The organism is Mesorhizobium sp. M1027 (assembly GCF_040318745.1).
In the GTDB taxonomy this organism is placed as follows: Bacteria; Pseudomonadota; Alphaproteobacteria; order Rhizobiales; family Rhizobiaceae; genus Mesorhizobium.
On record NZ_JAMYMW010000007.1, the window covers coordinates 311,721 to 336,204 of the forward strand.

The 24,484-nt window shown below is 62.6% G+C and carries 22 protein-coding genes and 1 pseudogene; 14 read left to right on the forward strand and 9 right to left on the reverse strand.

Annotated features, from left to right (window positions below):
- The first annotated feature begins 265 nt into the window (after window positions 1-265).
- The 3 genes from zwf to edd all read left to right on the forward strand — a co-directional run bounded on the left by zwf (window position 266) and on the right by edd (window position 4,327).
- Entirely contained in the window at window positions 266-1,735 is a 1,470-nt protein-coding gene (gene zwf, locus NKH50_RS16150) for a glucose-6-phosphate dehydrogenase (RefSeq protein ID WP_352879787.1), read from the forward strand.
- On the forward strand, window positions 1,717-2,430 hold the full coding sequence (gene pgl / locus NKH50_RS16155) for a 6-phosphogluconolactonase (RefSeq protein WP_352879789.1): 714 nt from the start codon (window positions 1,717-1,719) through the stop codon (window positions 2,428-2,430). Before zwf ends, pgl begins: the two co-directional genes overlap by 19 nt.
- A 73-nt stretch (window positions 2,431-2,503) precedes the next feature.
- Window positions 2,504-4,327, forward strand: coding sequence for a phosphogluconate dehydratase (gene edd, locus NKH50_RS16160; protein ID WP_352879791.1), 1,824 nt, complete (start codon window positions 2,504-2,506; stop codon window positions 4,325-4,327).
- A gap of 45 nt (window positions 4,328-4,372) precedes the next feature.
- Here edd and NKH50_RS16165 read toward each other — a convergent pair whose 3' ends face one another.
- The 4 genes from NKH50_RS16165 to NKH50_RS16180 all read right to left on the reverse strand — a co-directional run bounded on the left by NKH50_RS16165 (window position 4,373) and on the right by NKH50_RS16180 (window position 9,003).
- Window positions 4,373-6,040: a vWA domain-containing protein gene (locus NKH50_RS16165; RefSeq protein ID WP_352879793.1), complete on the reverse strand. Its 1,668-nt coding sequence runs from the start codon at window positions 6,038-6,040 to the stop codon at window positions 4,373-4,375.
- Window positions 6,041-6,152: 112 nt separating this feature from the next.
- Window positions 6,153-7,151 (reverse strand): GlxA family transcriptional regulator, encoded by a 999-nt coding sequence (locus tag NKH50_RS16170; protein WP_352508652.1) that lies wholly within the window; start codon window positions 7,149-7,151, stop codon window positions 6,153-6,155.
- Between the two features lie 16 nt (window positions 7,152-7,167).
- Window positions 7,168-8,067, reverse strand: coding sequence for a bifunctional methylenetetrahydrofolate dehydrogenase/methenyltetrahydrofolate cyclohydrolase FolD (folD, locus tag NKH50_RS16175; protein ID WP_352475861.1), 900 nt, complete (start codon window positions 8,065-8,067; stop codon window positions 7,168-7,170).
- 201 nt (window positions 8,068-8,268) lie between these two features.
- Window positions 8,269-9,003: a hypothetical protein gene (locus NKH50_RS16180; RefSeq protein WP_352688444.1), complete on the reverse strand. Its 735-nt coding sequence runs from the start codon at window positions 9,001-9,003 to the stop codon at window positions 8,269-8,271.
- Between the two features lie 225 nt (window positions 9,004-9,228).
- Between NKH50_RS16180 and proC the strand changes: the two genes are divergently transcribed.
- On the forward strand, window positions 9,229-10,044 hold the full coding sequence (proC, locus tag NKH50_RS16185; RefSeq protein ID WP_352879795.1) for a pyrroline-5-carboxylate reductase: 816 nt from the start codon (window positions 9,229-9,231) through the stop codon (window positions 10,042-10,044).
- A gap of 300 nt (window positions 10,045-10,344) precedes the next feature.
- Here the strand turns inward: proC and NKH50_RS16190 are convergent, their stop codons facing one another.
- Complete coding sequence (locus NKH50_RS16190) at window positions 10,345-11,670, reverse strand: NAD(P)H-dependent oxidoreductase (RefSeq protein ID WP_352879797.1); 1,326 nt, start codon at window positions 11,668-11,670, stop codon at window positions 10,345-10,347.
- A gap of 386 nt (window positions 11,671-12,056) precedes the next feature.
- Between NKH50_RS16190 and NKH50_RS16195 the strand changes: the two genes are divergently transcribed.
- The 7 genes and pseudogenes from NKH50_RS16195 to NKH50_RS16225 all read left to right on the forward strand — a co-directional run bounded on the left by NKH50_RS16195 (window position 12,057) and on the right by NKH50_RS16225 (window position 16,064).
- Entirely contained in the window at window positions 12,057-13,289 is a 1,233-nt protein-coding gene (locus tag NKH50_RS16195) for a pilus assembly protein TadG-related protein (RefSeq protein WP_352879799.1), read from the forward strand.
- A 26-nt stretch (window positions 13,290-13,315) separates the two neighbouring features.
- Window positions 13,316-13,735, forward strand: coding sequence for a TadE/TadG family type IV pilus assembly protein (locus NKH50_RS16200; protein ID WP_352702162.1), 420 nt, complete (start codon window positions 13,316-13,318; stop codon window positions 13,733-13,735).
- Between the two features lie 40 nt (window positions 13,736-13,775).
- Complete coding sequence (locus NKH50_RS16205) at window positions 13,776-14,129, forward strand: TadE/TadG family type IV pilus assembly protein (protein ID WP_352475868.1); 354 nt, start codon at window positions 13,776-13,778, stop codon at window positions 14,127-14,129.
- Window positions 14,130-14,332: 203 nt separating this feature from the next.
- Complete coding sequence (locus NKH50_RS16210; RefSeq protein ID WP_352739995.1) at window positions 14,333-15,214, forward strand: YihY/virulence factor BrkB family protein; 882 nt, start codon at window positions 14,333-14,335, stop codon at window positions 15,212-15,214.
- The gene (locus tag NKH50_RS16215) at window positions 15,204-15,335 is read left to right on the forward strand and encodes a hypothetical protein (RefSeq protein ID WP_352508643.1); all 132 of its coding nucleotides are present in this window, start codon (window positions 15,204-15,206) and stop codon (window positions 15,333-15,335) included. Before NKH50_RS16210 ends, NKH50_RS16215 begins: the two co-directional genes overlap by 11 nt.
- Window positions 15,302-15,442 (forward strand): annotated as a pseudogene (locus NKH50_RS16220) (SDR family oxidoreductase); the annotation flags it as partial. The gene NKH50_RS16215 and the pseudogene NKH50_RS16220, both read left to right, overlap by 34 nt.
- A gap of 118 nt (window positions 15,443-15,560) precedes the next feature.
- Window positions 15,561-16,064 carry a DUF2314 domain-containing protein gene (locus tag NKH50_RS16225; protein ID WP_352644236.1) on the forward strand — a complete coding sequence of 168 codons (504 nt, stop codon included), beginning with the start codon at window positions 15,561-15,563 and terminating at the stop codon, window positions 16,062-16,064.
- A gap of 69 nt (window positions 16,065-16,133) precedes the next feature.
- Here NKH50_RS16225 and NKH50_RS16230 read toward each other — a convergent pair whose 3' ends face one another.
- From NKH50_RS16230 to NKH50_RS16245, 4 genes are all read right to left on the reverse strand, one after another.
- Window positions 16,134-16,895, reverse strand: a complete 762-nt coding sequence (locus NKH50_RS16230) for a glutamine amidotransferase (RefSeq protein WP_352879803.1) — start codon at window positions 16,893-16,895, stop codon at window positions 16,134-16,136.
- A gap of 86 nt (window positions 16,896-16,981) precedes the next feature.
- Window positions 16,982-17,983 (reverse strand): rhamnose ABC transporter substrate-binding protein, encoded by a 1,002-nt coding sequence (locus tag NKH50_RS16235; RefSeq protein WP_352879805.1) that lies wholly within the window; start codon window positions 17,981-17,983, stop codon window positions 16,982-16,984.
- A 46-nt stretch (window positions 17,984-18,029) separates the two neighbouring features.
- Window positions 18,030-19,019, reverse strand: coding sequence for an ABC transporter permease (locus tag NKH50_RS16240; RefSeq protein WP_254820554.1), 990 nt, complete (start codon window positions 19,017-19,019; stop codon window positions 18,030-18,032).
- A complete protein-coding gene (locus NKH50_RS16245; RefSeq protein WP_352879807.1) occupies window positions 19,016-21,574 on the reverse strand; it encodes an ATP-binding cassette domain-containing protein in 2,559 nt (852 codons plus the stop codon). The genes NKH50_RS16240 and NKH50_RS16245 overlap by 4 nt, the downstream gene beginning before the upstream one ends.
- Before the next feature lie 196 nt (window positions 21,575-21,770).
- Here NKH50_RS16245 and NKH50_RS16250 point away from each other — a divergent pair, with 196 nt between their 5' ends.
- The 3 genes from NKH50_RS16250 (at window position 21,771) to NKH50_RS16260 (ending at window position 24,479) form a co-directional block, all read left to right on the forward strand.
- Window positions 21,771-23,054, forward strand: a complete 1,284-nt coding sequence (locus NKH50_RS16250) for an ROK family transcriptional regulator (RefSeq protein WP_352879809.1) — start codon at window positions 21,771-21,773, stop codon at window positions 23,052-23,054.
- A gap of 191 nt (window positions 23,055-23,245) precedes the next feature.
- A complete protein-coding gene (locus NKH50_RS16255; protein WP_023677416.1) occupies window positions 23,246-23,446 on the forward strand; it encodes a CsbD family protein in 201 nt (66 codons plus the stop codon).
- A 505-nt stretch (window positions 23,447-23,951) separates the two neighbouring features.
- Complete coding sequence (locus NKH50_RS16260; RefSeq protein WP_352879811.1) at window positions 23,952-24,479, forward strand: hypothetical protein; 528 nt, start codon at window positions 23,952-23,954, stop codon at window positions 24,477-24,479.
- Window positions 24,480-24,484: the final 5 nt, after the last annotated feature.

Below are 24,484 nucleotides of genomic sequence, written 5' to 3' on the forward strand. Positions count from 1 at the left end.
TCACTCATCGTTGAAGGCGATCGACGACGCCTTTGGCCAGGCCATCGAAAGATGTGCGTCCATCGACGATTTCTCCTTTGGCTTTCGCTGCCATCCGGCACTATGCTGCACCTGCGAAGGCTCCGGAAGCATCGCTTGCCGACAAGCCTCCGGCTAGCGCCCGTGTCAAGAGCACACGCGGATGTGACGCAATGGCACTGGCAAGTTTAAATCGATTAGATTATATCAGCCGCGTTATCGCGACCGGCGTCACAGCGGATAGACCATGACCAGCCAGATCATCCCCGTCGACCCCTTCGACTTCATCATTTTCGGCGGCACCGGCGACCTGTCGGAACGTAAGCTTCTGCCGTCGCTGTACCACCGGCAGCGCGACCACCAGTTTTCCGAGCCGACGCGCATCATCGGCACATCACGTTCGAAGATGACCGACGAGGAATTCCAGTCGTTCGCCAGGCAGGCGATTGCCGATCATGTGAAACCGGAGGATATCGACGCCAGGGAACTGAAGACGTTCCTCGCGCGGCTCTCCTATGTCCCGGCAGATGCAACCACAGGTGCCGGCTTCGACAGGCTGAAGAAGGCGATCGGCGATAGCGAACACATCCGCGCTTTCTATCTGGCGGTGGCGCCGGCGCTGTTCGGCGACATCTCGCACAAGCTGAAGGAGCACGGGCTGATCACGCCGAATTCGCGCATCGTGCTGGAAAAGCCGATCGGCCGCGATCTCGCTTCGGCGCGCGCGCTCAACGACCTGGTCGGCGACGATTTCCATGAAAGCCAGATTTTCCGCATCGATCACTATCTCGGCAAGGAGACGGTTCAGAATTTGATGGCGCTGCGCTTTGCCAACGCGCTCTACGAGCCGCTTTGGAATTCCGCCAATGTCGATCATGTGCAGATCACCGTGGCCGAGACGGTCGGCCTGGAAGACCGCGTCACCTATTACGACAAGGCCGGCGCATTGCGCGACATGGTGCAGAACCACATGCTGCAGCTGCTCTGCCTGGTCGCCATGGAGGCGCCGTCGTCGATGGACGCCGATGCTGTCCGTGACGAAAAGCTGAAGGTGCTGCGGGCGCTGAAGCGCATCAACGGCAACGAAGCGCCGAAGCACACGGTGCGCGGGCAATATCGTGCCGGCGCCTCGGCCGGCGGGCCGGTGAAAGGCTATGTCGAGGAACTCGGCAAGAACAGCAACACCGAGACTTTCGTTGCGCTCAAGGCCGAGATCGGCAACTGGCGCTGGGCGGGCGTGCCGTTCTACCTCCGAACCGGCAAGCGGCTGGCGACCCGCGTTTCGGAGATCGTCATCGAATTCAAGCCGATCCCGCACTCGATCTTCGGCGAGAGCGCCGGGCCGATCTCCGCCAACCAGCTGGTCATCAGGCTGCAGCCCGACGAAGGCGTCAAGCAGTTCATCATGATCAAGGATCCGGGGCCGGGCGGCATGCGGCTGCGCCAGATCCCGCTCGACATGAGTTTTGCGCAATCCTTCGACGGCCGCGCCCCCGATGCCTATGAGCGGCTGATCATGGACGTCATCCGTGGCAACCAGACGCTGTTCATGCGCCGCGACGAGGTCGAGGCGGCGTGGAAATGGATCGACCCGATCCAGGACGCCTGGGAAAGCGGCAGGCAAGAGGCGCAAGGCTACACCGCCGGCACATGGGGCCCCTCGGCCTCGATTGCGCTGATCGAACGCGACGGGCGGACATGGCACGAGAGCAATTAGGCGGCGCCTACAACTGGCACGAATTTGCCGGACGCCAGGAGCTGGCGACCGCGCTTGCCGGCCACGTCGCCGGCCGTCTGTCAAAGGCGATCGCCGAGCGCGGCACGGGACTGCTCGCGGTCTCGGGCGGCACGACGCCGGCGAAATTCTTCGCGGCGCTTTCGACCGTTCCGATCGCCTGGGAAAAGGTGACGATAACATTGGTCGACGAGCGCTTCGTGCCGCCCTCATCGCCGCGCTCCAATGCCGGCCTGGTTGCCGCCAACCTGCTGCAGAACGCGGCCGCGGCCGCGAATTTCGTGCCGCTCTACCGCGCCGCGGCAAGTATCGAGGGTGCAGCGGTCTCCGACGGTGAGGCGCTGCAAGTGCTGCCCTGGCCACTCGACGTCGTTGTGCTCGGCATGGGAACTGATGGCCACACCGCCTCGTTCTTTCCGGATGCCGACAACCTGGCAAGATTGCTCGATCCGTCGTCGCAAAGGATCGTGCTTCCGGTTCACGCGGCAAGCGCCGGCGAGCCACGGCTGACGCTGTCATTGGCGCGGATCATCAATGCCGCCTTCATCGCGCTGCATATCGAGGGCGCGGAAAAACGCACCGCATTCGAGGCCGCGCTTGGAACTGGAACACGAAAGCCCATTCGCGCCGTGCTCGATGCCACTCAAAAGCCCGTAGAGGTTTTCTGGGCACCCTGATCTCAACTTGGCTGCAGGTCCCGGCAACAGCCGGAAGGTATTTGCGGGACCTCGCCTGAAAGGACCGACCGCCATGACCGCAAGACGCGACATCGAAGCCATCACCCAGCGCATCCGTGAGCGCTCCAAGCCCGGTCGCGAGGCCTATCTCGGCCGCATCGCCGAAGCCTCGAACCGCACCGCCAACCGGGCCGTGCTGTCCTGCGGCAACCTGGCCCACGGCTTTGCCGTCTGCAGCCCTTCCGAAAAGGTGGCGCTTGGCGGCGACCGGGTGCCGAACCTCGGCATCATCACCTCCTATAACGACATGCTGTCGGCGCATCAGCCTTTCGAGACATTCCCGGCGCTGATCAAGGACGCGGCGCGCGAGGCCGGCGGCATCGCCCAGGTGGCCGGCGGCGTGCCGGCGATGTGTGACGGCGTCACCCAGGGCCAACCCGGAATGGAGCTGTCGCTGTTCTCGCGCGACGTGATCGCCATGGCCGCGGCAATCGGCCTGTCGCACAACATGTTCGATGCCGCCGTCTATCTCGGCGTCTGCGACAAAATCGTGCCGGGGCTGGTGATCGCGGCGCTGACCTTCGGCCATCTGCCGGCGGTCTTCATCCCGGCCGGGCCGATGACGACCGGCATTCCGAACGACGAAAAAGCCAAGATCCGCCAGCTCTATGCCGAGGGCAAGGCGGGGCGGGCCGAACTGCTCGAAGCGGAATCAAAATCCTATCACGGGCCGGGAACCTGCACTTTCTACGGTACCGCCAATTCCAACCAGATGCTGATGGAGATCATGGGCCTGCACACGCCTGGCGCTTCCTTCGTCAATCCCGGCACGCCGTTGCGCGACGCGCTGACCAGGGAAGCGACCAAGCGGGCGCTGGCGATCACCGCGCTCGGCAACGCCTACACGCCAGTCGGGCGGATGATCGACGAGCGCTCGATCGTCAATGGCATCGTCGGCCTGCACGCCACCGGCGGTTCGACCAACCACACCATCCACCTGATCGCCATGGCAGCGGCGGCCGGCATCGCCATTACCTGGCAGGATATTTCCGACATCTCGGAAGCCGTGCCGCTGCTGACGCGGGTCTATCCGAACGGCCTTGCCGATGTGAACCACTTCCACGCCGCCGGCGGGCTCGGCTTCCTGATCCGCGAACTGCTCGACGCAGGCATCCTGCACGAGAATGTCCAGACGGTGTGGGGCGAAGGGCTGCGCCCCTACGCGGTCGAGGCCAAGCTCGGTGCGGACGGCGGCGTCGTGCGCGAGGCTTCGCCGCGCGAGAGCGGGGACGAGAAGGTGCTGGCGCCGTTCAAGAAGGCGTTCCAGCCGAGCGGCGGTCTGAAAGTGCTTTCGGGCAATCTCGGCCACGCCGTCATCAAGACATCGGCGGTCAAGCCGGAGCGGCGCGTCATCGAGGCGCCGGCCAAGGTGTTCGACAGCCAGCAAGGCCTGAACGAGGCGTTCAAGGCGGGGTCGCTGACCGGCGACTTCATCGCCGTCATTCGGTTCCAGGGACCGAAGGCCAACGGCATGCCGGAATTGCACAGGCTGACCACCGTGCTCGGCATCCTGCAGGACCGCGGCCAGCATGTGGCGTTGGTCACCGACGGCCGCATGTCGGGCGCTTCAGGCAAGGTGCCAGCGGCGATCCACGTGACGCCGGAAGCGGCGGAGGACGGGCCTATCGCCAGGATCCATGACGGCGATATCATCAGGCTCGACGCCGAGGCCGGGACGCTGGAGGTACTGGTGCCAGCCGGCGATTTCGCACTGCGCCGCCCCGCGGACAGCGACCTCATAGGCAATGAATTCGGCTTCGGCCGCGAGCTTTTCGCCGGGTTCCGGCAGTTGGTGGGACGCGCCGACCATGGCGCCAGCGCCTTCGGTACGGCGTGACTTTTCGACCATGGAAGAGCGGCTGGTGGCCGCTCTCCCTTATATCTACTGAACGGTCAGCTCGGCTCGCGCGCCGGCCCTGACCGTTACCGTGCCTTCCCTCGAGCTGTTGTCCGATTTCTCCGAAACCACCGCGTAGTCGCCGGCCGACAGGGTGGCTTCATACTTTTGGTCGTAGGCGTAGCCGACCGACTTGCGGGTTCCGTCGATGGCCTTCCTGGCCTCGAATATCTCGATCTTCGAGGCCCCTGGCGCGGTTATCGTCAGCATGCCGGCGTTCATCGCGATCTTCAGATCCTGATGGTCGCCAACCTTGACGCTGAACGGCTGCTCGGCCACCGCAAGGTCGACCGTCGCGACCATTACATAATCGTCGGGCGGCAGATCGAACTTGCTGTCCGGACCGTAGGCATAGGTCACCTCCTGCCTGGTTCCGTCGATGTTCTTTTTCGCCTGGAGCACCTTGAAGCCGACGCCAGAACCCTCGGCCTTGTCGCCGCCGGCAGCATAATAGGCGTTGGCGACGATACGCCCGACGCCGACGATGATGTCCTTGTCGATGACCCTGCCGGCGGCAAGCGGGATCGTCTCGATAACCATGCCCTGGCCGATCGTGACCGTCACCTTCTGGTCACCGGCCGGCAGCACGACTTTCGTGTCACCGTAGTAGGTCGGCGGGGTGTCGACGCCGGGATAGCCGATTACGACAGCCGCGCCGTCATCAACGTCCGCTCCTTCGCTTGGCCGCGGGTGGATGACCAGCGTGCCGGCATTCAGGTTGAAGCGCGGTTTGGCGACCTGGCCAGGCTCTATCTTGATCTTCTGTTCGGCCCTGGCCTCGCCGGCACGCGCGACGACGATATAGTCGCCCGGCTCCAGATTGCCCTTGTAGGTGCCATATTCGGTGGTGACGGGATCGCCGCGCGTGCCGTCGGAATTCGCCTTGTAGATCTCCCAGGCATTGCCGTCGGTGACGGGATCGCCACCCTCGGCAAGCACGACGGTGGGCACGAAATTGGACTCCGCCGGCTGGGCGGGCGCCGGCTGGGGAGCAGGCTGCGGGGCGGGAGTCGGTTCAGGGGCGGGTGGCGGAGGCGCAACGGTCTCGACGAGGGCGTCCTGCAATGCCTTTTCATCCGACGCTTCGATATATTTGCCGCCGGTATTGTCGGCGAGGCAACCGACCTGCTTGCCCTCGGCCGCCGTCAGGCCGAAGCCGACGACATTGACGGTGAAGTCGACGCCAGCAGCCTCCAGTTCCTTGCCGAGCGCACAGGGATCGCCGCTACATGTCTCGATGCCATCGGTGATGAGAACGACCGTCGCCTTGTCCTCGGTGTATTTCAATGCTTCCGCCGCTTGCTTGACCGCAGCGGTCAGCGGCGTCTTGCCCTGAAATTTCAAGCTGTCGGCCGCGGCTGAGATCGCACTTGCCGAGCCTGCCTGCGGTGGCACGATGAGTTCGATGTCGTCGCAACTGGCCTTCTCGCGATGGCCATAGGCCATGAAGCCTATTTCCTCCTCGGCCGGGACCGATTGCAGCACGTTCCGCAGCGATTGACGGGCGATTTCGAGCTTGGGCTTGCCGTCGATCTGCGCCCACATCGAGCCGGAGGCATCGAGAACGACGATGACGCGATCGGCGGCGAAGCCGAACCCCGTCGTCCACAGCAACAAGGCCGCCGCAGCGACGCTCTGCACAAATCCCGCCATCAAAAATCTCCCCCGTCAGTCGCCGCCGCTCGGCGCCGGAAAGCTATTTGACGCCGGGTCGCGACACAAGCCCGGACGGAGTACGAAGCTGCGTCGCCTCTCTGCCAAACCCTCAATAGGCCGTGCGGCGTTCATCGGAAGGCGGCCGGCCGAATTGCAGCCGGTAGCTCTGGGCAAAATAGGAATGCGAGGTGAAGCCGGTGGCGATTGCCACGTCGAGGATCGGCATGTTGGTCTGGCGCAGCAATTCGCGCGCCCGCTCGAGCCTGAGCCGCATATAATAGCGCCCGGGCGTCACACTGAGATGGCGCAGGAACAGGCGCTCGACCTGGCGCACCGACAGGCCCGCCGACTTGGCGAGCTGCACCGCCGACAGCGGCTCGTCGAGATGGTCGGCCATCAGCTCGACGATGCGGCGCAGCTTCTCCGACTTGCCGGTGAGGTCGCGTTCCGGGCCGACGCGCTGGCGGTCCCCGGCCGAGCGGATGCGCTCATGCTGGAACTGGTTGGCGACGCCATTGGCGAGGCTCGAGCCGAAATCACCGCGCACGATCTCCAGCATCAGGTCGATCGATGTGGTGCCGCCGGCGCAGGTGTAGCGCTTGCGGTCGATCTCGAAGACGTTGCCGGTGCAGTTGATGTCCGGAAAGCGTTCGAGGAAGCCGGCGCGGTTTTCCCAATGGATGGTGCAGCGATAGCCATCGAGCTGGCCTGCCTCGGCAAGCAAATAGGAGCCGACCGAAAGCGCGCCGAGCGCATTGCCGCGCCGGCCCCAACTGCGCAGCGCTGCCAGCACCTTGCTCTTGCCCGGAAATTCCGTCGTCAGCCCGACCGAGACGAACAGGATATCGACCGGCGGCAGATCGGCGACGGCGTAGTCGATCTTGAGCGGCAGGCCGTTGGACGCCATGACGGCATCGCCGTCGGCCGACACCGTCGTCCAGCCATAGAAATCGCGGCCGAGCAGCCGGTTCGCCGACCGGAACGTGTCGATTGCCGCGGCCAGCGAGAACATAGAGAACTTGTCGACCAGCAGAAACCCGAACTGCCGGCCGCCCTGAACGGGATCATTGGTGACCGGCCGTTCTAAGGGAACAGTGAGGTTCGGCAAGGACGCTGCTTTCTGGTCAGAAGGAAGGCCGTTTCAACCCGGCCGCGAGATAGGCGGAAGCTAGCGTGTTGGCCATCAGCATGGCAATGGTCATCGGTCCGACGCCGCCAGGCACCGGCGTGATGGCGCCGGCCGCCGTCGCTGCTTCGGCAAAGGCGACATCGCCGACGAGGCGGGTCTTGCCTTCACCCTTCTCAGGTGCGGCGATGCGGTTGATGCCGACGTCGATGACGGTTGCGCCAGGCTTGACCCAGTCGCCGCGGACCATTTCGGGCCGGCCGACGGCTGCAACTAGAATATCGGCGGTGCGGGCAAGCGCCGGCAGGTCCCTGGTGCGGCTGTGTGCGATAGTGACGGTGCAGTTGGCGGCAAGCAGAAGATTGGCCATCGGTTTGCCGACGATGTTCGAACGCCCGACGACGACCGCATTGAGGCCGGACAGGTCCTTGCCACGCACCCGTTCGATCAGCAGCATCGAGCCGGCCGGCGTGCAAGGCACGAAGGCGGTCTCAAGCTCGCCGGTGCCGAGCTTGCCGACATTGATGAAGTGGAAGCCGTCGACATCCTTCTCCGGCGCGATGGTCTGGATGATCTTGCCGGCGTCGATATGGCCGGGAAGCGGAAGCTGCACCAGGATGCCGTTGATGGCCGGATCGGCATTGAGCTGGCCGATGATCTTCAAAAGGTCCGGCTCGGAGGTTTCGGCCGGCAGTGTGTGCTGAACCGAATGGAAGCCGCATTCCTTGGCGGTACGGGATTTGGATGCGACATAGACCTGGCTCGCCGGATCCTCGCCGACGATGACCACCGCGAGACCGGGCTGCTGCCCACCTTTTTCCGCTAGTTCGGCGGTCAGTGTCTTGACCCGCCGCACCACGTCTTCGGCGACGCTTTTTCCGTCAATCAACTCGGCCATGAACCACCCTCGACGCCTATTGCTAAGCCTGCCGCATCCATGCGGCGTGCTCCAGATATGTTTTTATGCAGGTCGTTGCCCAGAACCATGCGCGGGCGGGCGGACATGCAGCGCGGCATTTTCACGAAAATCGAGCCGGGCAATCCCGTCAATGCGCCGTCCCATGCCGTTAACTCGAAACCGGCATGTTTTATTCGACGCTCAGAAATAGCGGCGATGCGTGCGGTTTTCGGTGAGCTCGCGAACCGCCTCGCGGAATTCGCGCAGGCTGGCGCGGATTTCCTCGATCTGGCTTTGCTGATCGGCGGCTTCCGAGGCCTGAATTGCGTCCCTCGACCAGGCCTGAGTATGTGCCGAATGCGGCGGCGTGGGTTGCTGCGGATACGGTGCCCGACCGGCATAGAGCGGCTGCGGGTAGAAGGCAGGCGACATGGCTGCGCTTGAGTTTGTCGCGGTGGAAGTTTCACCCGACGTCATCTCCTCCTGCGCTCTGCCGGGCATGAGCCGGCCCAGCGCCGACAACACGGCACCGATTGGACCCGGCCGTTTGGTGCGCGCGACCTCGAGCAGAGCGAGAGGCGGCGCTGCCGGGTATGCGGCGCGATCGGCGGAACCGGAATCGGGGCCGTCAAGGGAGCCTACGGGGTCGAAAAATGCATCGGCAGCTGTAGCCTCTTCCATCAGTATGGGGCCGGCCTTTGACGCATCAGGATGGGGCTGGCCTATGCCTGCGGCTGCCAACAGGATCGGGCTGGCACGCGCTTCGCGGCGCGAGCGGGCCAGACGATGGCGTGTGGCGGCATCCTCGCGCCATGACCGGGCTGTACGGTCCTCCAGGGAAACCAGCGCTGCTTCGTCTTCGTCGCGCGCTGCCTCGACGAACGACAGCAGGGACTGCTCGTTCCTCCAGTGTTCACGATTATTCCTATAAGCCATGGTTTCTGGAGCTTCCCCCTCGGGCTGGGACGTAGCGACCGCCACTGGTTAAGCGATGCTAAACAGGCATAGGAAATAAAAGGTTAATGTGGTCGCCGCGCCCCTGCGCGACTACATGCGCATCCCAACCGCAAGGTCCGGGTTTCCGCCTGATCACGGTCCCAAAAGGGCTTCCCCGCCCTGCCGCGAACGTCTATGGGGAAGCCATCTCTATGGAGGCTTTCGATGACGATCAGGCTTGTTCTCGCCGGTTGCGGCAATATGGGCTCCGCCATGCTCTCGGGCTGGCTGAAAGCCGGCAAGCTCGCTCCGGCTGCGGTGTTCGTGGTCGAGCCCAATGCCGAGTTGCGCAAGCGTGCCGAAGCACTGGGCTGCTCTGCTGCCGCGGACGTCGGCGCCATCCCGGCGGACGCCGTGCCGGCCCTCGTCGTCATTGCGGTCAAGCCGCAGGTGATCCGTAACGTGACGGCTGGCTACATCCGCTTCAACGATGGCCGAACCACTTTCCTTAGCATCGCCGCCGGGACGCCGGTCGCTACGTTCGAAGGCATTCTCGGCGATCGCGCGCCGATCCTGCGCTGCATGCCCAATACGCCGGCGGCGATCGGCAAGGGCATGATGGTGGTGTTTTCCAACAGGCTGGTTTCCGAAGACACCAAACGCCTTGTCGCCGACCTGCTTTCGGCAAACGGGCAAGTGGCCGATATCGCCGACGAGGGCCTGATGGACGCGGTGACGGCGGTCTCCGGGTCGGGGCCGGCGTATATCTTCCACTTCATCGAAGCGCTGGCCGTGGCCGCCGAGAAGGCCGGCCTGCCTGGCAAGGTCGCAAAGCTCCTGGCCATGCAAACGGTCTACGGCGCCGCCTCGCTTGCCGCCGAAAGCGGCGCGGAGCCCGGCGTGCTTAGACAGCAGGTGACCAGCCCAAACGGCACCACGGCTGCCGCCCTTGCCGTGCTGATGGGCGAGGACCGTCTGACGCGCCTGCTCACTGAGGCGGTGGAAGCGGCGCGGCTGCGGTCGATAGAGCTGGGGAAGTAGGGCTTCTGGGGGAGCCGGTCGGCGGTGATGGTCGACCGTTCCTGTCGGCAATAGCTACCGGTAGAAAAGCCGTTACGCGGCGTTCCTTCGCCCCCTCCACTGTCCTGCCGACATCAAAATCGCGATAGCCTAGAATGTCGACAGATATCAGCGATGTCCCCACAAGTCGTCGACCTCGTCCTTGTTCACGGGCGGCCCGTCTTTGCCGGCTTTGGCTTTGAGAATCATCGGCAATGGCCGCGAGCCGCTCTGCCAGAGAAAGGCGTCCCTTTTTCCCGCTTCAACTCGGATTCACGAATCTCAGCCATCACCAAGATTCCCATACAGCATCTCGTCCTGCAGCCGGCGCAAGGCGAATAGCCTGGTCGTCGGGTCGGGCGCGGCACTGTCGGCGGTGAGCAATTCGCCTTTCCTCACCGGTTTCAGCACCTTGCCGCCTTCGAGCAGACCGACCGGCACGGCGCGATGGGCGCGGGCTTCTTCGACGGTCATGGTCCAGGAGCGGTAGCAGGTCTCGCCGATCGCGTCGAAAACCTCGCCTGCCGCCAGATCCTGCTTGGCCACCGCGCAGACCTCGGCCACCGGCCGCGGCAGCGGCACCATGTCGGGCTTGCCGTAAAGCGCGATGCGAGCGGCCGTCAGCGGCACTTCCAGCGAGGTCAGATGGTAGGGCCTGAAGAAGCTGTAATAGGGACCGTGGCCGATATGCAGATCGTCCATGCGCTCGATGATGCGCGGATGCGTCGCCTCGACGATGACGAAGACGCCGGGCGCCACGCCCTTGCCGACGGTGTAGTCGACGACGCCCTTCTTCGACAGGATGCCGCCCTGCTCGCGCGGGATCAGCACCTTGACCAGCTCGTCGCGATCGGCCTTGGGGCCGTGCATGCCGGGAACGTCGGGCACCAGCCCGGTGGCGTTGGCAATGGCGCACATCTCGACCATGGTTTTCGAGCCGTCGACGAACTCGACCAGCATGCGCGGATTCATGTTGCGGCGCAGCGCCTCCTCGCGGTAGTCGTCGGGAACGGCGTCGTGGTTGAGAGGGTTGTTTTTGCCCTTGCCGGCGGAGACGATGGTGTAGCCGAGCGCCGAGGCGAACTCGATCAGCTCCATGCAGCTCGACGGCTCGTCGCCGGCGCCGACCGAATAGACGACGCCGAGCCGGTCGGCCTGCTGCTTTAGATAGCAGCCGATGGTAACGTCGGCCTCGACATTCATCATCACCAGGTGCTTGCCGTGCTGCATCGCCATCAGGTCAAAATCGGCGGCGACGCCGGGCTTGCCGGTGGCATCGATGACGACATCGATAAGCGGATTGGTGACCAGCATTTCGTTCGAGGTGACGGCGATCTTGCCGCTTTCGATCGCCTGGCTGACCTTCGAAGCGCTGTCCGCTTCGGCTGCCATCGCCTGATCGCCATAAGCAATGCGGATGGCGTCACGCGCCGTATGCGGGCGGCGCGTCGAGATCGCGCAAACCGAAATGCCCGGCATCAGCATGCCTTGCGTCACCAGGTCGGTGCCCATCTCGCCCGAACCGATAACGCCGATGCGCACCGGGCGGCCTTCCGCGGCGCGCTTGGCAAGATCGCGGGCAAGCCCGGTCAAGGCGACATTGGTCATACTGGAACGTCCACTGCTTTAAAGTCTTTGTTTTTATGCATGTCGTTGTCCCAAAACCGCGGCACACTTTTGGGCGACATGCATCAGGATGCGGGAATAGCAGGGAACGGTAACGGTTTGCCAACGAAACCGGCCGCCGGCGGTGTTTTCTTGCGCTTGGCCCCAAAATTCGGATTGCTTTCTGTGAAGACAATGCACCCGGCCAAAGTGTTACCGACGGTCCTGTGGGCCCAACGTCCGCGTTCTCAGATATTAGAAAATGCCTCTCAGGGCACAACCGGCGAACGGGTGCAGCAGAACCGCTAAGCGCCGTTTGAATGGATCACAGCCAAGAAATGGACGGAAATTCTTAGTTATTCCTTTATGCATCCCGGCTTAAATGAGGAATGGACTGGCGTGCCCGTATCTTCAGGCGTTTTTTCTGCATGCGACGAACCGGCAAGAGTGGCAACGTTGCCACTATTTTTGCCCTGTCGTTGCCGATCGTCGTCGGCGGCGCGGGTCTCGGCGTTGAGACTTCGTACTGGTATTACAGCGGCCTGAAGCTACAAGCGGTGGCGGATGCGGCAGCCTATGCTGGCGCTTTGGAAAAGGTTTCAGGATCCGACAAACCAACGATAGTCTCCGCCGCGACATTGTCTGCGACAACGAATGGCTGGGACCCGTCGACAGGCACAATCGAAATCTTCACGCCCCCGTCCTCCGGCCCGAATGTGGCCCAAAAGGCTGTCGAGGTCATCGTTCATCAGACCCTCGATCGGTTTTTTACATCGATATTCACGCAAAATGCGGTCGGCGCACAGGCAAGGGCGGTGGCTCTTATCACCGACGCCTCAAAGGCCTGCGCCCTAGCTCTCAATCATTCCGCTCCGAAAGCGGCGCTCTTTTCCGGCAGTTCGAATCTCAAACTGAACGGCTGCGTCGTGATGTCGAATTCGATAGCCGCGGACGCCATCAAGCTTCAGGGATCGGCAAGCCTTCAGGTCGATTGCCTGGTATCGGCAGGCGGTGTTTCGTTGAGCAACCCCGTGACGACCGTGTGCGCCAGGCCGATAACCCAGGCGTTGCCCGCTGCCGATCCTTTTGTCGACTTGCCGGCGCCACCGGCCACGAACCCCTGTCGAAACAGCAATCAGTCGGTGTTGCAACCAGGAACATACTGCAGGGGGCTCAGCTTGAGCGGCAATGTAGCGCTTTCGCCCGGGATATACGTCATTCAAGGCGGTGATTTCAAAGCGAACTCGAACGCGAATATTTCCGGCGACGGAGTCATCATTTATCTGGCCGGCAGCTCCGGCGTCAGCATGAACGGCACGGCCACCATCAAGCTCAGCGCACCAACGTCGGGCACCTATTCGGGGGTGCTGTTTTACGGCGACAAAGCCAACCTGACTGGATCGAACACGGTTAATGGCACGGCAGATTCGCTTTTGACCGGCGCTTTGTATTTTCCAACGCAAGACGTTAATTATCTCGGCAATTTCTCGGGCAAAGGCGGTTGCACTCAGGTCGTCGCCAGTACCGTGCAGTGGTCCGGCAACGCGAACGTCAATCAGGACTGCACGAGCCTTGGAATGCGAGACATTCCGGCGACGCAATCCATTAAGCTTGTCGAGTAATCTTCGTGACAGGGTCAGCAGTCCGGATGTTCCGCAGCGATTCGGGTGCTGCCGCGGTAGAGTTTGCGCTGATTGTGCCGATCCTTTGCCTGGTACTCCTTGGCATCATTGACGGCTGGTCTTTTGTGTCGAACGCGTTGTCGATGCGTGCAGGCGTCAAAACGGCGGCGAATCTCGTGATGCAGGGAGCAGCCGAGGATGCGACTATCCAAGCTGTCGCTCTTTCAGGCTGGGAAAACCATCCCGGCGACGCGCAGGTGACGCTGAGCCGGAAATATATGTGCGGGACCACCGTGGTCGATCCATCTGTCCTGTGCGACAGTTTGAAAGCTCCCGCGGTTTTCGTCGAAATCCAAGCGACAGCCACCTGGTCACCGCCCTTCAGTTTCGGCGCGTTTTCGCTCTCGCGCGAGCTCACTCACCAACAGGTGATCCGTGTTCGCTAAAGCGAGGGCCTTCATACGGGGAGCATCAGGCGGAGCTGCGTTGGAGTTCGCGCTGATCGCCCCTGTTCTGATAATGGTCTTGATCGGCGTCTTCGCATTCGGCTGGGCCTTGAATGCCATGTCCAGCGTTCGGTATACGCTGGAAACGTCCGCGCGTGCGCTGCAGATGAAGAACTCGCTGACGCAGGCCGAGATAGAAGCCATAGCCACGGCAAAATTGCTGACTTTGGGATTGAAAGACGTAGACGTAACAATAGCAATCGACGCCCCCAGCGGCGGCTTTCGAATGGCACATCTCACGGCCAGGTATGCTTTCGTTATCGAGTTCCCGTACTTCGATCGGTATCCGATAAATTATGGGACGACTGTCGCAGTTCCATTGGTTGGATCATGAGCGCGTCCAATTTCCTTACGCAATAAGGGGTGAGCGGCTCAACGAAAGTGGCTGCGTCGGTTTCTCGCGGGCTACCGCAATTCGGCCAGCAACACCTGCGCCTCGGCGAGGTTTTTTTCAGAGCCGGGGGCCAGGTCGTCCACTACCCCTCGCCCACTTCTATCTCGCCGCTACTTGTTTAATGACAAGTATGCGAGGCCCACATGTGGAACTTGGCGACGGAGGGCTGGGTACTCCTCAGGCAGAGCATCCTCGGCTTCGTCAACGACAATGCGCTGAGCCATGGGGCGGCGATAGCGTTTTATGCTACGACTTCGCTTGCGCCGATCCTGCTCATCGTTGTCGCTATCGCCGGCATGGCCTTCGGGCACGAGGCGGCGCAACTCGCCCTTTCGGCACAGATCGCCGGCCTGATGGGGCCGCAAAGTGCCGAGCTGCTGCAGGCGACGATCGAGAACGCCTCGCAGAAGGAAGCGGGAACCCTTGCCAGCATTCTGGGGCTGGTCACGCTGTTCGTCGCCGCATCCGGCGTGTTCGGCGAAATGCAGCTGGCGCTGAACGAAATCTGGAAAGTCAAACCGAGCGGGGCAACGATCTCGCGGCTGGTTCGGGCACGCATTGCAAGCCTGGGCCTGGTCGCCGCGCTTGGTTTCCTGCTCCTGGTGTCGCTGGTCGTAAGCGCCGTGATTTCCGCGCTCGGAGAGGTCATCAACGCCTATCTGCCGTTCGGCACCATCATCCTGAGCGCCATCAACGGGATCGTCTCGTTTGCCCTGATCACGCTGCTGTTTGCCGCGATTTACAAGGTGCTGCCCGACCGCAGCCTGCAATGGCGCGATGTCGGCCTCGGCGCCGTGGTCACCGGGTTTCTGTTCACCATCGGCAAGTCGCTGATTGGCTGGTATATCGGAACCAGCGCCATCTTATCGTCATACGGCGCGGCCGGCGCGCTGCTCGTCGTGCTGTTATGGGTCTATTATTCGGCGGAGATATTTCTGCTGGGCGCCGAATTCACGCGAGCCTATTCGGTCCGACACGGCAGCCGGACCGATTTGAAGAACAAGGTGGAATCGCATGACAAATGAATTCACGCCGAAATTCGACCTGGCCGGCAAGGTGGTGCTGGTTACCGGCGCCTCGCGCGGCATCGGCCGCGCCTGCGCACTCGCCTGCATGTGCTCGGCCACATCCCGCTCGGCCGCATAGGCGACCCGATCGACGTCGCCGGCACCGTGGTGTTCTTCGCCTTGCCGGCGGCGTCACTGATCACTGGCGCGAATATATTGGTGGATGGCGGTTGGTCGCTAGCGTGATAGGGCTCTTTGGCTGGTAGTGCGACACCGCCTCGCGAGTGCCGCCTCCCCACACCGGAAGAAGCGCGCGGACTTCGCAGGTCGTTGAGCGGTTCAAGGTTAGTCCAAGAGGTCTTTTATGGGCGAAAAATCTCAATCGAACAGTGAATTCGACGAACCGCGGAATGAGCCACTCTTCACGACTATCTCGCAGACAGACCCCGCCTTCCTTGCAGCTTACGATCGCGCACTTGCGAGTGTGCCGACATTTGTCGAACACATCGAGAGAAATGCAGATGCCTTCTGTTCCGCGAAGCTTCGGTTTCGCGATCCCGACGAGTCCGAACGTCTTGGGGAGGACAACTTTGTTTTCCTTTGGCTTGCCGCAGTGCATTATCATGCTGAGGAGCGGCTATTTTCGGGTACGTTTTTCGGGGTGCCACCCGAGCTTCAGAAATGGCATCAAGTCGGACAGCGACTTGCATTTGAAGGCGACGATATTTTCGATTGGATGGTTCTCGACGCGGGGCACTTGCATGGGGGATTCACATTGCGCGTAACCCGAGACAAGCTTCCTGAGAAAGATCGCGGCTCATACGATCGATACATCGGGGTTTCGGTTTATGAGCCACTGCCGTCCTGATTCAACGCATGCTTAATGGCCTGGTCTTTCGTTGGAGGATTGGGCACCGCACTGGTCAAACCAGCTTTCTCATTCATTGCCGGCGAGCCAACGGACCATGTTCGCCATCAGTTTTCCGTAGAACGGCCATGCGAGGAAATCCTGCGAGAGCCAATGCGGGCCGATGTCGGTTGCCCAGGCAATCGCGCGGCCGCGGCCATGGCTGCCGACGGCAAGGAGCGGCCAGTCGGTGCCGCGATGGTGGCAGGTCGCCAGAAGCCGGGACGAACTGTCGCGCCTGAATTCCAGCTTGTTCATGCCGAGAATCGGCGGCAAAGGCCCCTCCACCCCGGAAAAAATCGGATGTGACGACTGCAGGATGGAGGCCTGCAGACCTTGCGGCACCTCCATGCCGTCGCAGTAGGGTAGGCAGCGGACGGGCAGAACGTCCTCGACCGGGGTGTCGTGGAAACGCGCTGTCCCGAACATGCCCTGAAAGCCCATGTAACCGCCGGCCAGCATCAGCCCGCCGCCAGCTTCGACATAGGCCTTGAGCACATCGAGGCGGTTGACGCCGACACGCCCGGCGCGGGCATCCGGCGTGACCAGCAATGTCAGGGCGCCGACATCGGAGATCACCACCGCCTGATATTGGGCGAGCCCATCGAGGTCATAAGGGAACTCCGCGCTGCAACGCTCGCCGCCGATCTGCGTGACGGCGATGCCTTCAGTGGCCAGCACGGCATTGAAGGCCATAGCGCCATTGGTCGAGGCCGCACTTGTAAGCACGTCGCTGCCGATGGCAACCGACGTCGTCGCTGCAAAGGTTTCGCCTGCAAGCAAGATCTTCATTGCCGCCCCGCACTGTTTTCATTCGAGATGTTTTAGGAAGGGCGCCGGATCGACCGGCGCCCCTCTGGAGCTTGAGCTCCATAGAATCAGAACTTGAACTCGGCCTGATTTTCGGGGGTCACGATCTTGGCCGGACCAAGGATCAGTTCGCCGCCGGCGCCAATCGTGTATTCGCCGAGCCTGCCTGCCGTGAACTTCTCACCCTCCTTGCCGGTGATCTTGCACTGCGCAAGCGCCTGGGCTGTCTGATAGGTAAGATAGCCAAGATCGGTGACGTTCCACCAGATATCCTGAGCCGCCCCGTCCTTGATGTATTTCGAGATCAGAGTGGCCGGCGCGAGGCCGGTCAGCTTGACCCTGCCGATCATGCCCGCTTCCTCGAGTGCACGCGCGGCCGCCGGAAGGCCAATGCCTGCCGGGACGATGATCACCTTGAGATCGGGAAACGCCTGGACCAGCGCCAATGCCTGCTGCTGGTTGATCTGTTCGCTTTCTTCACCATAGGCCACCTGCACCAGCTTCATCTTGGAGAATTTCGGCTCGGCCGCCATCTTCGCCTTCATGAAGTCGATCCAGGCATTCTGGTTGGTCGCCGTCGGCGTCGACGACAGGATCGCGAATTCGCCTTCACCGCCGCTGAGGGCGAATGCACTTTCCAGCATCATTTCTGCCAGACTGTCGCCCTTGACCTGATTGACAAACACCGCGCGGGCATCGGCAGCCACATCGGAGTCGTACGAAATCACCCTGACGCCCTGCTGAACGGCGCGCTTCAGCGCAGGCGCGACCGCATTGGCGTCGTTACCTGCAATTGCGATGACCCCGACCTTCTGCGAGACGAGGCTGTTGATGAATTCGATCTGCGCCTCGGCAGTCGCCTGCGACGGAGCCACCTGGGTGGCGGTGCCGCCAATTTCCTTGGCCGCCTCTTGTGCGCCTCCGAAGGCCACTTTGAAATAGGGATCTGTGTCGAGCTTGGGCAGGAAACCGACCGTTACGGGTTCCTTGGCGCATTCCTGGCTGAAAGCCAGCGACGTTGGCGCAAGCAGAACCGCGGATGCGAGCAGGGCTAATCTAAACGCTTTCATTGTGACTCCTCCGTCAAAATTCGGGCTTGAAGGAAGGGGCCCGAGATCACCCCTTTGTCTCGCGCATCGCGCGGGATCTGCTGAGCATCTCCTGTGTGGAGCGCCAGTAATTGCCGACCAGCAGCGAACCGATCAGAAGCAGGCCGATGATCATGCCCTGCGCGTCGCCACCGATCTGGTTCAGCGCCAGTACGTTGCGGATGATGGCGATGAGGACCAATGCCAGCATGACGCCGGTCAGGCGGCCCTTGCCGCCAAAGACGCTGACGCCGCCGAGCAGCACGATGGTGATGACGTCGAGTTCCATGCCGAGCGCATTGTTGGCGCGGGCGTTGGAGAGGCGCGCGGTATAGACGATGCCGGCTATGGCGGCGACGACGCCCGAGACGACGAACAGGTTCAGCACCATCCGCCGCGTGTTTATGCCCGAATAGCGCGCCACTTCGGGGCTGCCGCCGAGCGCGTAGATGCGCTTGCCGGTCGGCGTCTTCTGCAGCACGACCGCAAACACCGGCGCCAGCACCAGGAAGGGCACGATGGTCCACGGTATCTCGGTGCCAGGCAGGTTGTTGATGCCGAAATCGACGACCGCGGGCGGCAGGATGTTGACCGAGCCGGTGCCGAGCAGGATGTAGCCAATGCCTCGATAGAGCGCCATGGTGCCGAGCGTCACAACCAACGACTGCAGTCCAAGGCCCGAGACCAGATAGCCGTTGAAGGCGCCGAGCAGGCCGCCGGCGACGAGTGTCAGCGGGATTGCGGCAAGCGTCGGCACACCGGCCTGGACCAGCAAGCCAAAGACGACGGATGTCAGCGCCAGCACCGAGGCGATCGACAGGTCGATCTCGCGGGTGATGATGAGCAGCGTCATCGGCAGGATCAGCAATGCCTTTTCCGAGGCGCTGGCGGCCAGTTGCGAGAGATTGAAGCCGGAAACGAAATTAGGCACGAAGATCGCGGCATAGAGGAAGATGGCTACACAGGAGGTCGCCAGCAGCAGATCCCAGAAATCGATCGAACGGAGGAACTTCTTCATCTCGCCCTCGCCTGTCTTGCCTGCTCGGCGCGCCGTACGATGAAGGTGTCGATGCCGATGGCGACCAGGATCACCAGGCCGTAGACGCCCTGCAGCCACAGCGGATCGACGCGCACCAGCGTCAGCCCGTTCTTGATGACCAGCAGCGTGAAGGCTCCGAGGATGATACCGAGCAGCGTGCCCGAGCCACCGCGGATGGCGACGCCGCCGACCACTGCCGACGCGATCACCGTGAGTTCGAAGCCGAGCGCAACGCGGGCGTCGATGGTCGCATAGCGCGATGCCCACAGCGCGCCGCATAGGCCGCCGAGCAGGCCGGCCATGCCAAAGGCCAGCAGAATGCGCCGGTCGACAGGGATGCCGATAAGACGCGCGCCGTCGGGATTGGAGCCGGCGGCGAACAGTTCGCGCCCGAAAGCGGTGCGATAGAGCAGCACGTAGCCCAGGCACAGGATGACGATTGCGATGACGACGATCAGCGGCACGCCGGCGATCTTCAGGCCTGTCATGTCGAGCCAGGCTTGCGTGACTTCGTCGGCGCTGATCTGGTCGCCGGCTGCCCAGATCGAGTTGAAGCCGCGGAAGATAGACATCGAGGCCAGCGTGACGACGATCGCCGGGATCTTTCCCCTGGTGACGACGAGGCCGTTGATCAGGCCGGCGACGCCACCGACGGCGCATGCGGTCATCAGCCCGATGCCGATGTCGAGCCCTGGATAGGCCTGGACCATGCTGGCCGCCATGTAGGCCGACAGGCCAATCACCGCGGCGATCGAAAGGTCGATGTTGCGGGTGATCAGCACCAGCATCTGCGCGAGTGCTGCAACCACGAGCAGCGCGGCATCCATCGACACGGCGGTCAGGTTTGCAGCGCTCACCATGCGCGGGTTGATGATGGTGACCGGGATCGCGACCGCCAGCATCGCGGCGAGCAGGCCGAACTCCCGCCGCTTCAGTATGTCGAGCGGCCCTTTTCTCTTCTCCTCGCCGGCGGCCTGTGCTACCGGGCCGGCGCTTTCGCCGGCTTTCGTCGCTGCTTCCAGCACCTTTTCCTGGGTGGCTTCGCCCCTGGCAAATTCGGCCGTCCGATGGCCTTCGCGCAGGACGATAATGCGGTCGCACATGCCGATGAGTTCGGGCATTTCGGAGGAGATCAGGATGATGGCCATGCCCTGCGCGGCAAGATTGGCGATCATCGCATGCACTTCCGCCTTGGTGCCAACATCGATGCCTTGCGTCGGCTCGTCGAGGATGAGGACGCGCGGTTCGGTGCGCAGCCATTTGGCCAACACCACCTTCTGCTGGTTGCCGCCGGACAGTTCCTTCACCGGCTGCGCGTAGCCGGAAAAGCGAAGCTTCATGCGCTTCAGCCAGTCCGAAACCAGGTTGATCGCGCGGTTCGTGCCGTAGAAGCCGGAGCGGGCTGCCTTGTCGAGGACGGGCAGCACCGCATTGTCGAGGATGGAAAAATCCATCACCAGGCTCTGGCCCATGCGGTCTTCCGAGACATAGGCGATGCGCGCATCCATGGCGTCGCGTGCCGAGGCGAAGCGCACAGCTTCGCCGTCGATCAGGATTTCGCCGGCATCGGGCTGGTCGATGCCGAACAGCACGCGCGCGATCTCGGTCCGACCGCTGCCGACCAGGCCGCCGAGCCCGAGCACCTCGCCGGCATGGAGCTGGAAGTCGATATTGGAAAAGCCACCGGCGTGCGAAAGCCCCCTCGCCTCCAACACCAGTGCGCCGGTGGCGTGGCTTCGTTGCGGATAGAGGTCGGTCACCTCGCGGCCGACCATCATGCCGATGGCGGCCGCGCGGCCAAGCTCGGCCTTCGGCTTGACGCCAATGAGACGTCCGTCGCGCAGCACCGCGATACGGTCGGCGATGCGGAAGATCTCGTCCATGCGGTGGCCGACGAACATCATCGCCACGCCGTGCAGCCGCAGGTCGGCGACGACGGTGAACAGCCGCTCGACCTCGCGCTGCGACAGGGCGGCGGTCGGCTCGTCCATGATCAGCACCCGCGCGTCGAGCGACAGGGCGCGGGCGATCTCGACCAGTTGCTGTTCGGAGGTGCGCAACGTTCCGAGCCGGGTTTCGGCCGGCACGTCGAGGCCGACTGTCGCCAGCACCCTGCGCGCGCCGGTAAGCATGGCGGCGTTGTCGATGCCGCCGAAGCGGTCGCGCGGCATATGGCCGAGATAGATGTTCTCCGCCACCGAAAGATCAGGGAAAAGACCGGGGTGCTGGTGCATGACCGAGATGCCGGCAGCCTGGGCGTCGTGCGGTGAATGGAAGACCACAGGCTTGCCATCGACTTCGACATGGCCGCCGGTCGGGAGATACACGCCGGCCAGCAGCTTTACGCAGGTGCTCTTGCCGGCGCCGTTTTCGCCAAGCAGAGCCAGCACCTCGCCTGAGCGCAATTCGAAGGACGCGTCCTTGAGGGCAATCGTGCCGCCGAAGGCTTTTGTGGCATGAACCAGGGCAACGGGGACAGCCGTGTCGCTCTTCACCATGGCGTCGGCTTCGCCTAATGCGCCCAAGTGCAGCACCTTTCCTCCCTGGTCCTGTTTTTTCAATTTGCTATATTAAATGACTGAATGTCGCAACTGGAAAATTGACTTCCATGGCCTCGAAAGGCACTGTCGCGTCGCGCACGGGTCCGATTGGAGTGCTCTCTCCCGCGGCAGCCCCAAAGCTGCCGACGACTGGAGTGACTCTGCGGGAATGAATGGGGAGGCGCCGGTTTTGTCCGGAAAAGGCAGCAATTCGGTCAAGGTACGGCATTATAACGAGCGCTTCGTGCTTGATGCCATCCGCCGCCTGAAGGAGGCATCCAAGTCAGATCTGGCGCGCGCCGCAAATCTGACGCCGGCCGCGGTCGCCACTATTGTCGACGGGCTGGAATCGTCAGGATTTGTAAAGCAAGTGGGAAAAAGGTTCGGACAACGCGGATCGCCGTCCACTCTCTACCGACTTGCACCGGAGCGCATCTACAGCGTCGGGATCAAGATCGGCCGGCGCGCGCTGGAAGCCGTGCTCGTCGACTTCGCCGGCGAGGTCCGCTCGCGCGAGTCGCACGAATATCGCTTTCCGGATCCCGACATGGTGCTTAAGGCCGGCAACATGTCGCTGGCCAATTTCGACAAGTTGATCGAGGGGCTTGGCGATGCCAGCATCGTCGGCGTCGGCATCGCCTCGCCCTATTTCCTCGGCGGCTGGAGCGAGGAGCTCGGCTTTCCCGACGACCTTGGCAGCCGCTGGGAAGCAATCGATCTGACGACTTTCTTCGCCACAAAGCCGAAGACCCCGGTCTTCGTGGAAAACGACGCGTCATCGGCTGCACTCGCAGAGCTCATCCAGGGGACCGGCGCGCGGTTCCGCGACTTCATGCATATCTCGATCGACACCTTTGTCGGCGGCGGACTGGTGCAAGGCGGCAAGGTCCACACCGGGCCGCATGGCAACAGCGCCGCGCTCGGTCCTTTGCCGGTCTCGCCTTCAAGCCTCGATTCGGTGGCGGCCAAGCCGGCGCGCTACCAGAGCCTGCTGCATCGCGCTTCGATCTATGTGCTGGTCAATCATCTCAAATCGCGCGGCATCGAAATCAATCGCGTGCGCGAACTCGACCCCTTGCCGCCGGGGGCGCGCGAACCGCTGTCCGAATGGATCGACGATTGTGCCAATGCGCTGGTCGAGGCGATCATCGCCATCACCTCCGTCATCGACATCGAGGCGATCGTTCTCGACAGCATCCTGCCGCGGCCGATCCATCTCGAGCTGCTGGCAAAGGTGCAGACCCAGTTCAACAGGATCAGCGCCATCGGCATCGTGGCGCCGGAAATCGTCTCGGGACAATTCGGCCCCGAGGCCTCGCCGATCGGCGCGGCGATGCTGCCGTTCTCGGCACTGTTGGCGCCCGACAGCGGCGTGCTGATGATCGGCAAGGACAGAACGATGCTGCTGGGCAGCCTGTCGAGACTTGCCAGCCAAAGCCAACCAGGAAGAAGCTCAGCGACTTCAACGGGATAGGGTGGCGCTGCAAGGAGCATCAAGCTCCAGGCATCATCAACATCAGCTCGCAGTCCGGCACGGGCACGGCAGGCTTTTTGCGCCGGCACCGGAACTTTTAGCGGCCGCTAATCTTCATTCGTCACCGACATTGAAATGCCGATCGGTCCGCGCTCCGCTTCAGTGCGGGCCCAGGAAGCAAGGAGGAACATATGAACTGGGATCAAATCAAGGGAAAATGGACGCAGTTCAAAGGCAAGGCGAAAGAGCAGTGGGGTGACTTAACCGACGATGATCTTGATCGGATCGAGGGCAACCGGGACCAGCTCTTGGGGCGTATCCAGGAGCGATATGGCATCGCCAAGGAAGAGGCGGAGCGCCAGGTTGATGACTGGTCCAGAAGCATCAGCTGAGCCTTGGACGCAACCCCGTCTTCTCCCACCGGGGTGAACTCGCGTCGCCCGCCGTGCCGACTGGTGCGGTGGGCTCTTTCGACAGCGAGGCCCCGCGAGGAACCTTTAGCCGTATCTAATGTTCTACTTGCGTGGCGGGCTTCGCCCCGGCGTGCGCCCCGCCCGGAGGCGAAGGAGTGCAATCATGAACAACATTATCTGGCTGGTCGGCGCGATAGTGATCGTAATAGCCATTTTGAGTTTTTTGGGTCTGCGATAGCATCTGAACCTTCTCTTCGAGCTGGCGACCGTCCCCGCGCGGCATGGCCGCAGCACGCCCAAGCTGGTCAGACTTAGGTCCCAAGCAAGACACTCTGGGGTTGGACCGAAGCCTCGGCTGAGGAACGTAGCCGGCTGGCTCACGTTGTGGTGAGCTTTGGCGCGACGAAGATGCGTCCGGGCGGAAGAGTTCAAAGCCAGGGAGGAGAGGCCCGACGCCGCTAACGAGCGTCGGGCCTGGGCGTAAATGCAAACAATCAGCAGACTGTTCAATTCCCATGCCCAGGCAGCACGTGCCGTTGCCGCGCTTCAGGCTGCCGGGATTCGCCGCCGCCAGATCAGCGTGGTCGGATCTTACAACGACAACGATGAACCGATCAGTGTTGCCGGATATTACGACGATGAGATGAGCGCTGTCTGGCGGAGCGCCGTCGCCGGTGCCGCACTTGGCGCCACGGCTGGTCTGTTAGCCGGTTTCAGCGCTTTTGGAGCTCAGGACGTTGATCCTGCGGGGATGACCGGCATGGCCCTGGTCGGCGCGGCGTGGGGCGGCTTTGCCGGCGTGCTTCTCGGAACTTTCGCCAATTTCGCCCAGAAGCCGCGCAAGCCGAAGATCGCAGAAGGTGTCATACTGGTGATGGCCCGCGTCGATGAAAGGCAGGCCGGCGCCGCGCATACGGTGCTCCGGAGTTTCGCGGAGATGCCTTCCGGGCCGGTGAAGAGGAGCGCTTTGCCAAATTCAAGCCGGCTCCGCGTCCGATCTGGTGCCCGATGAAGTTT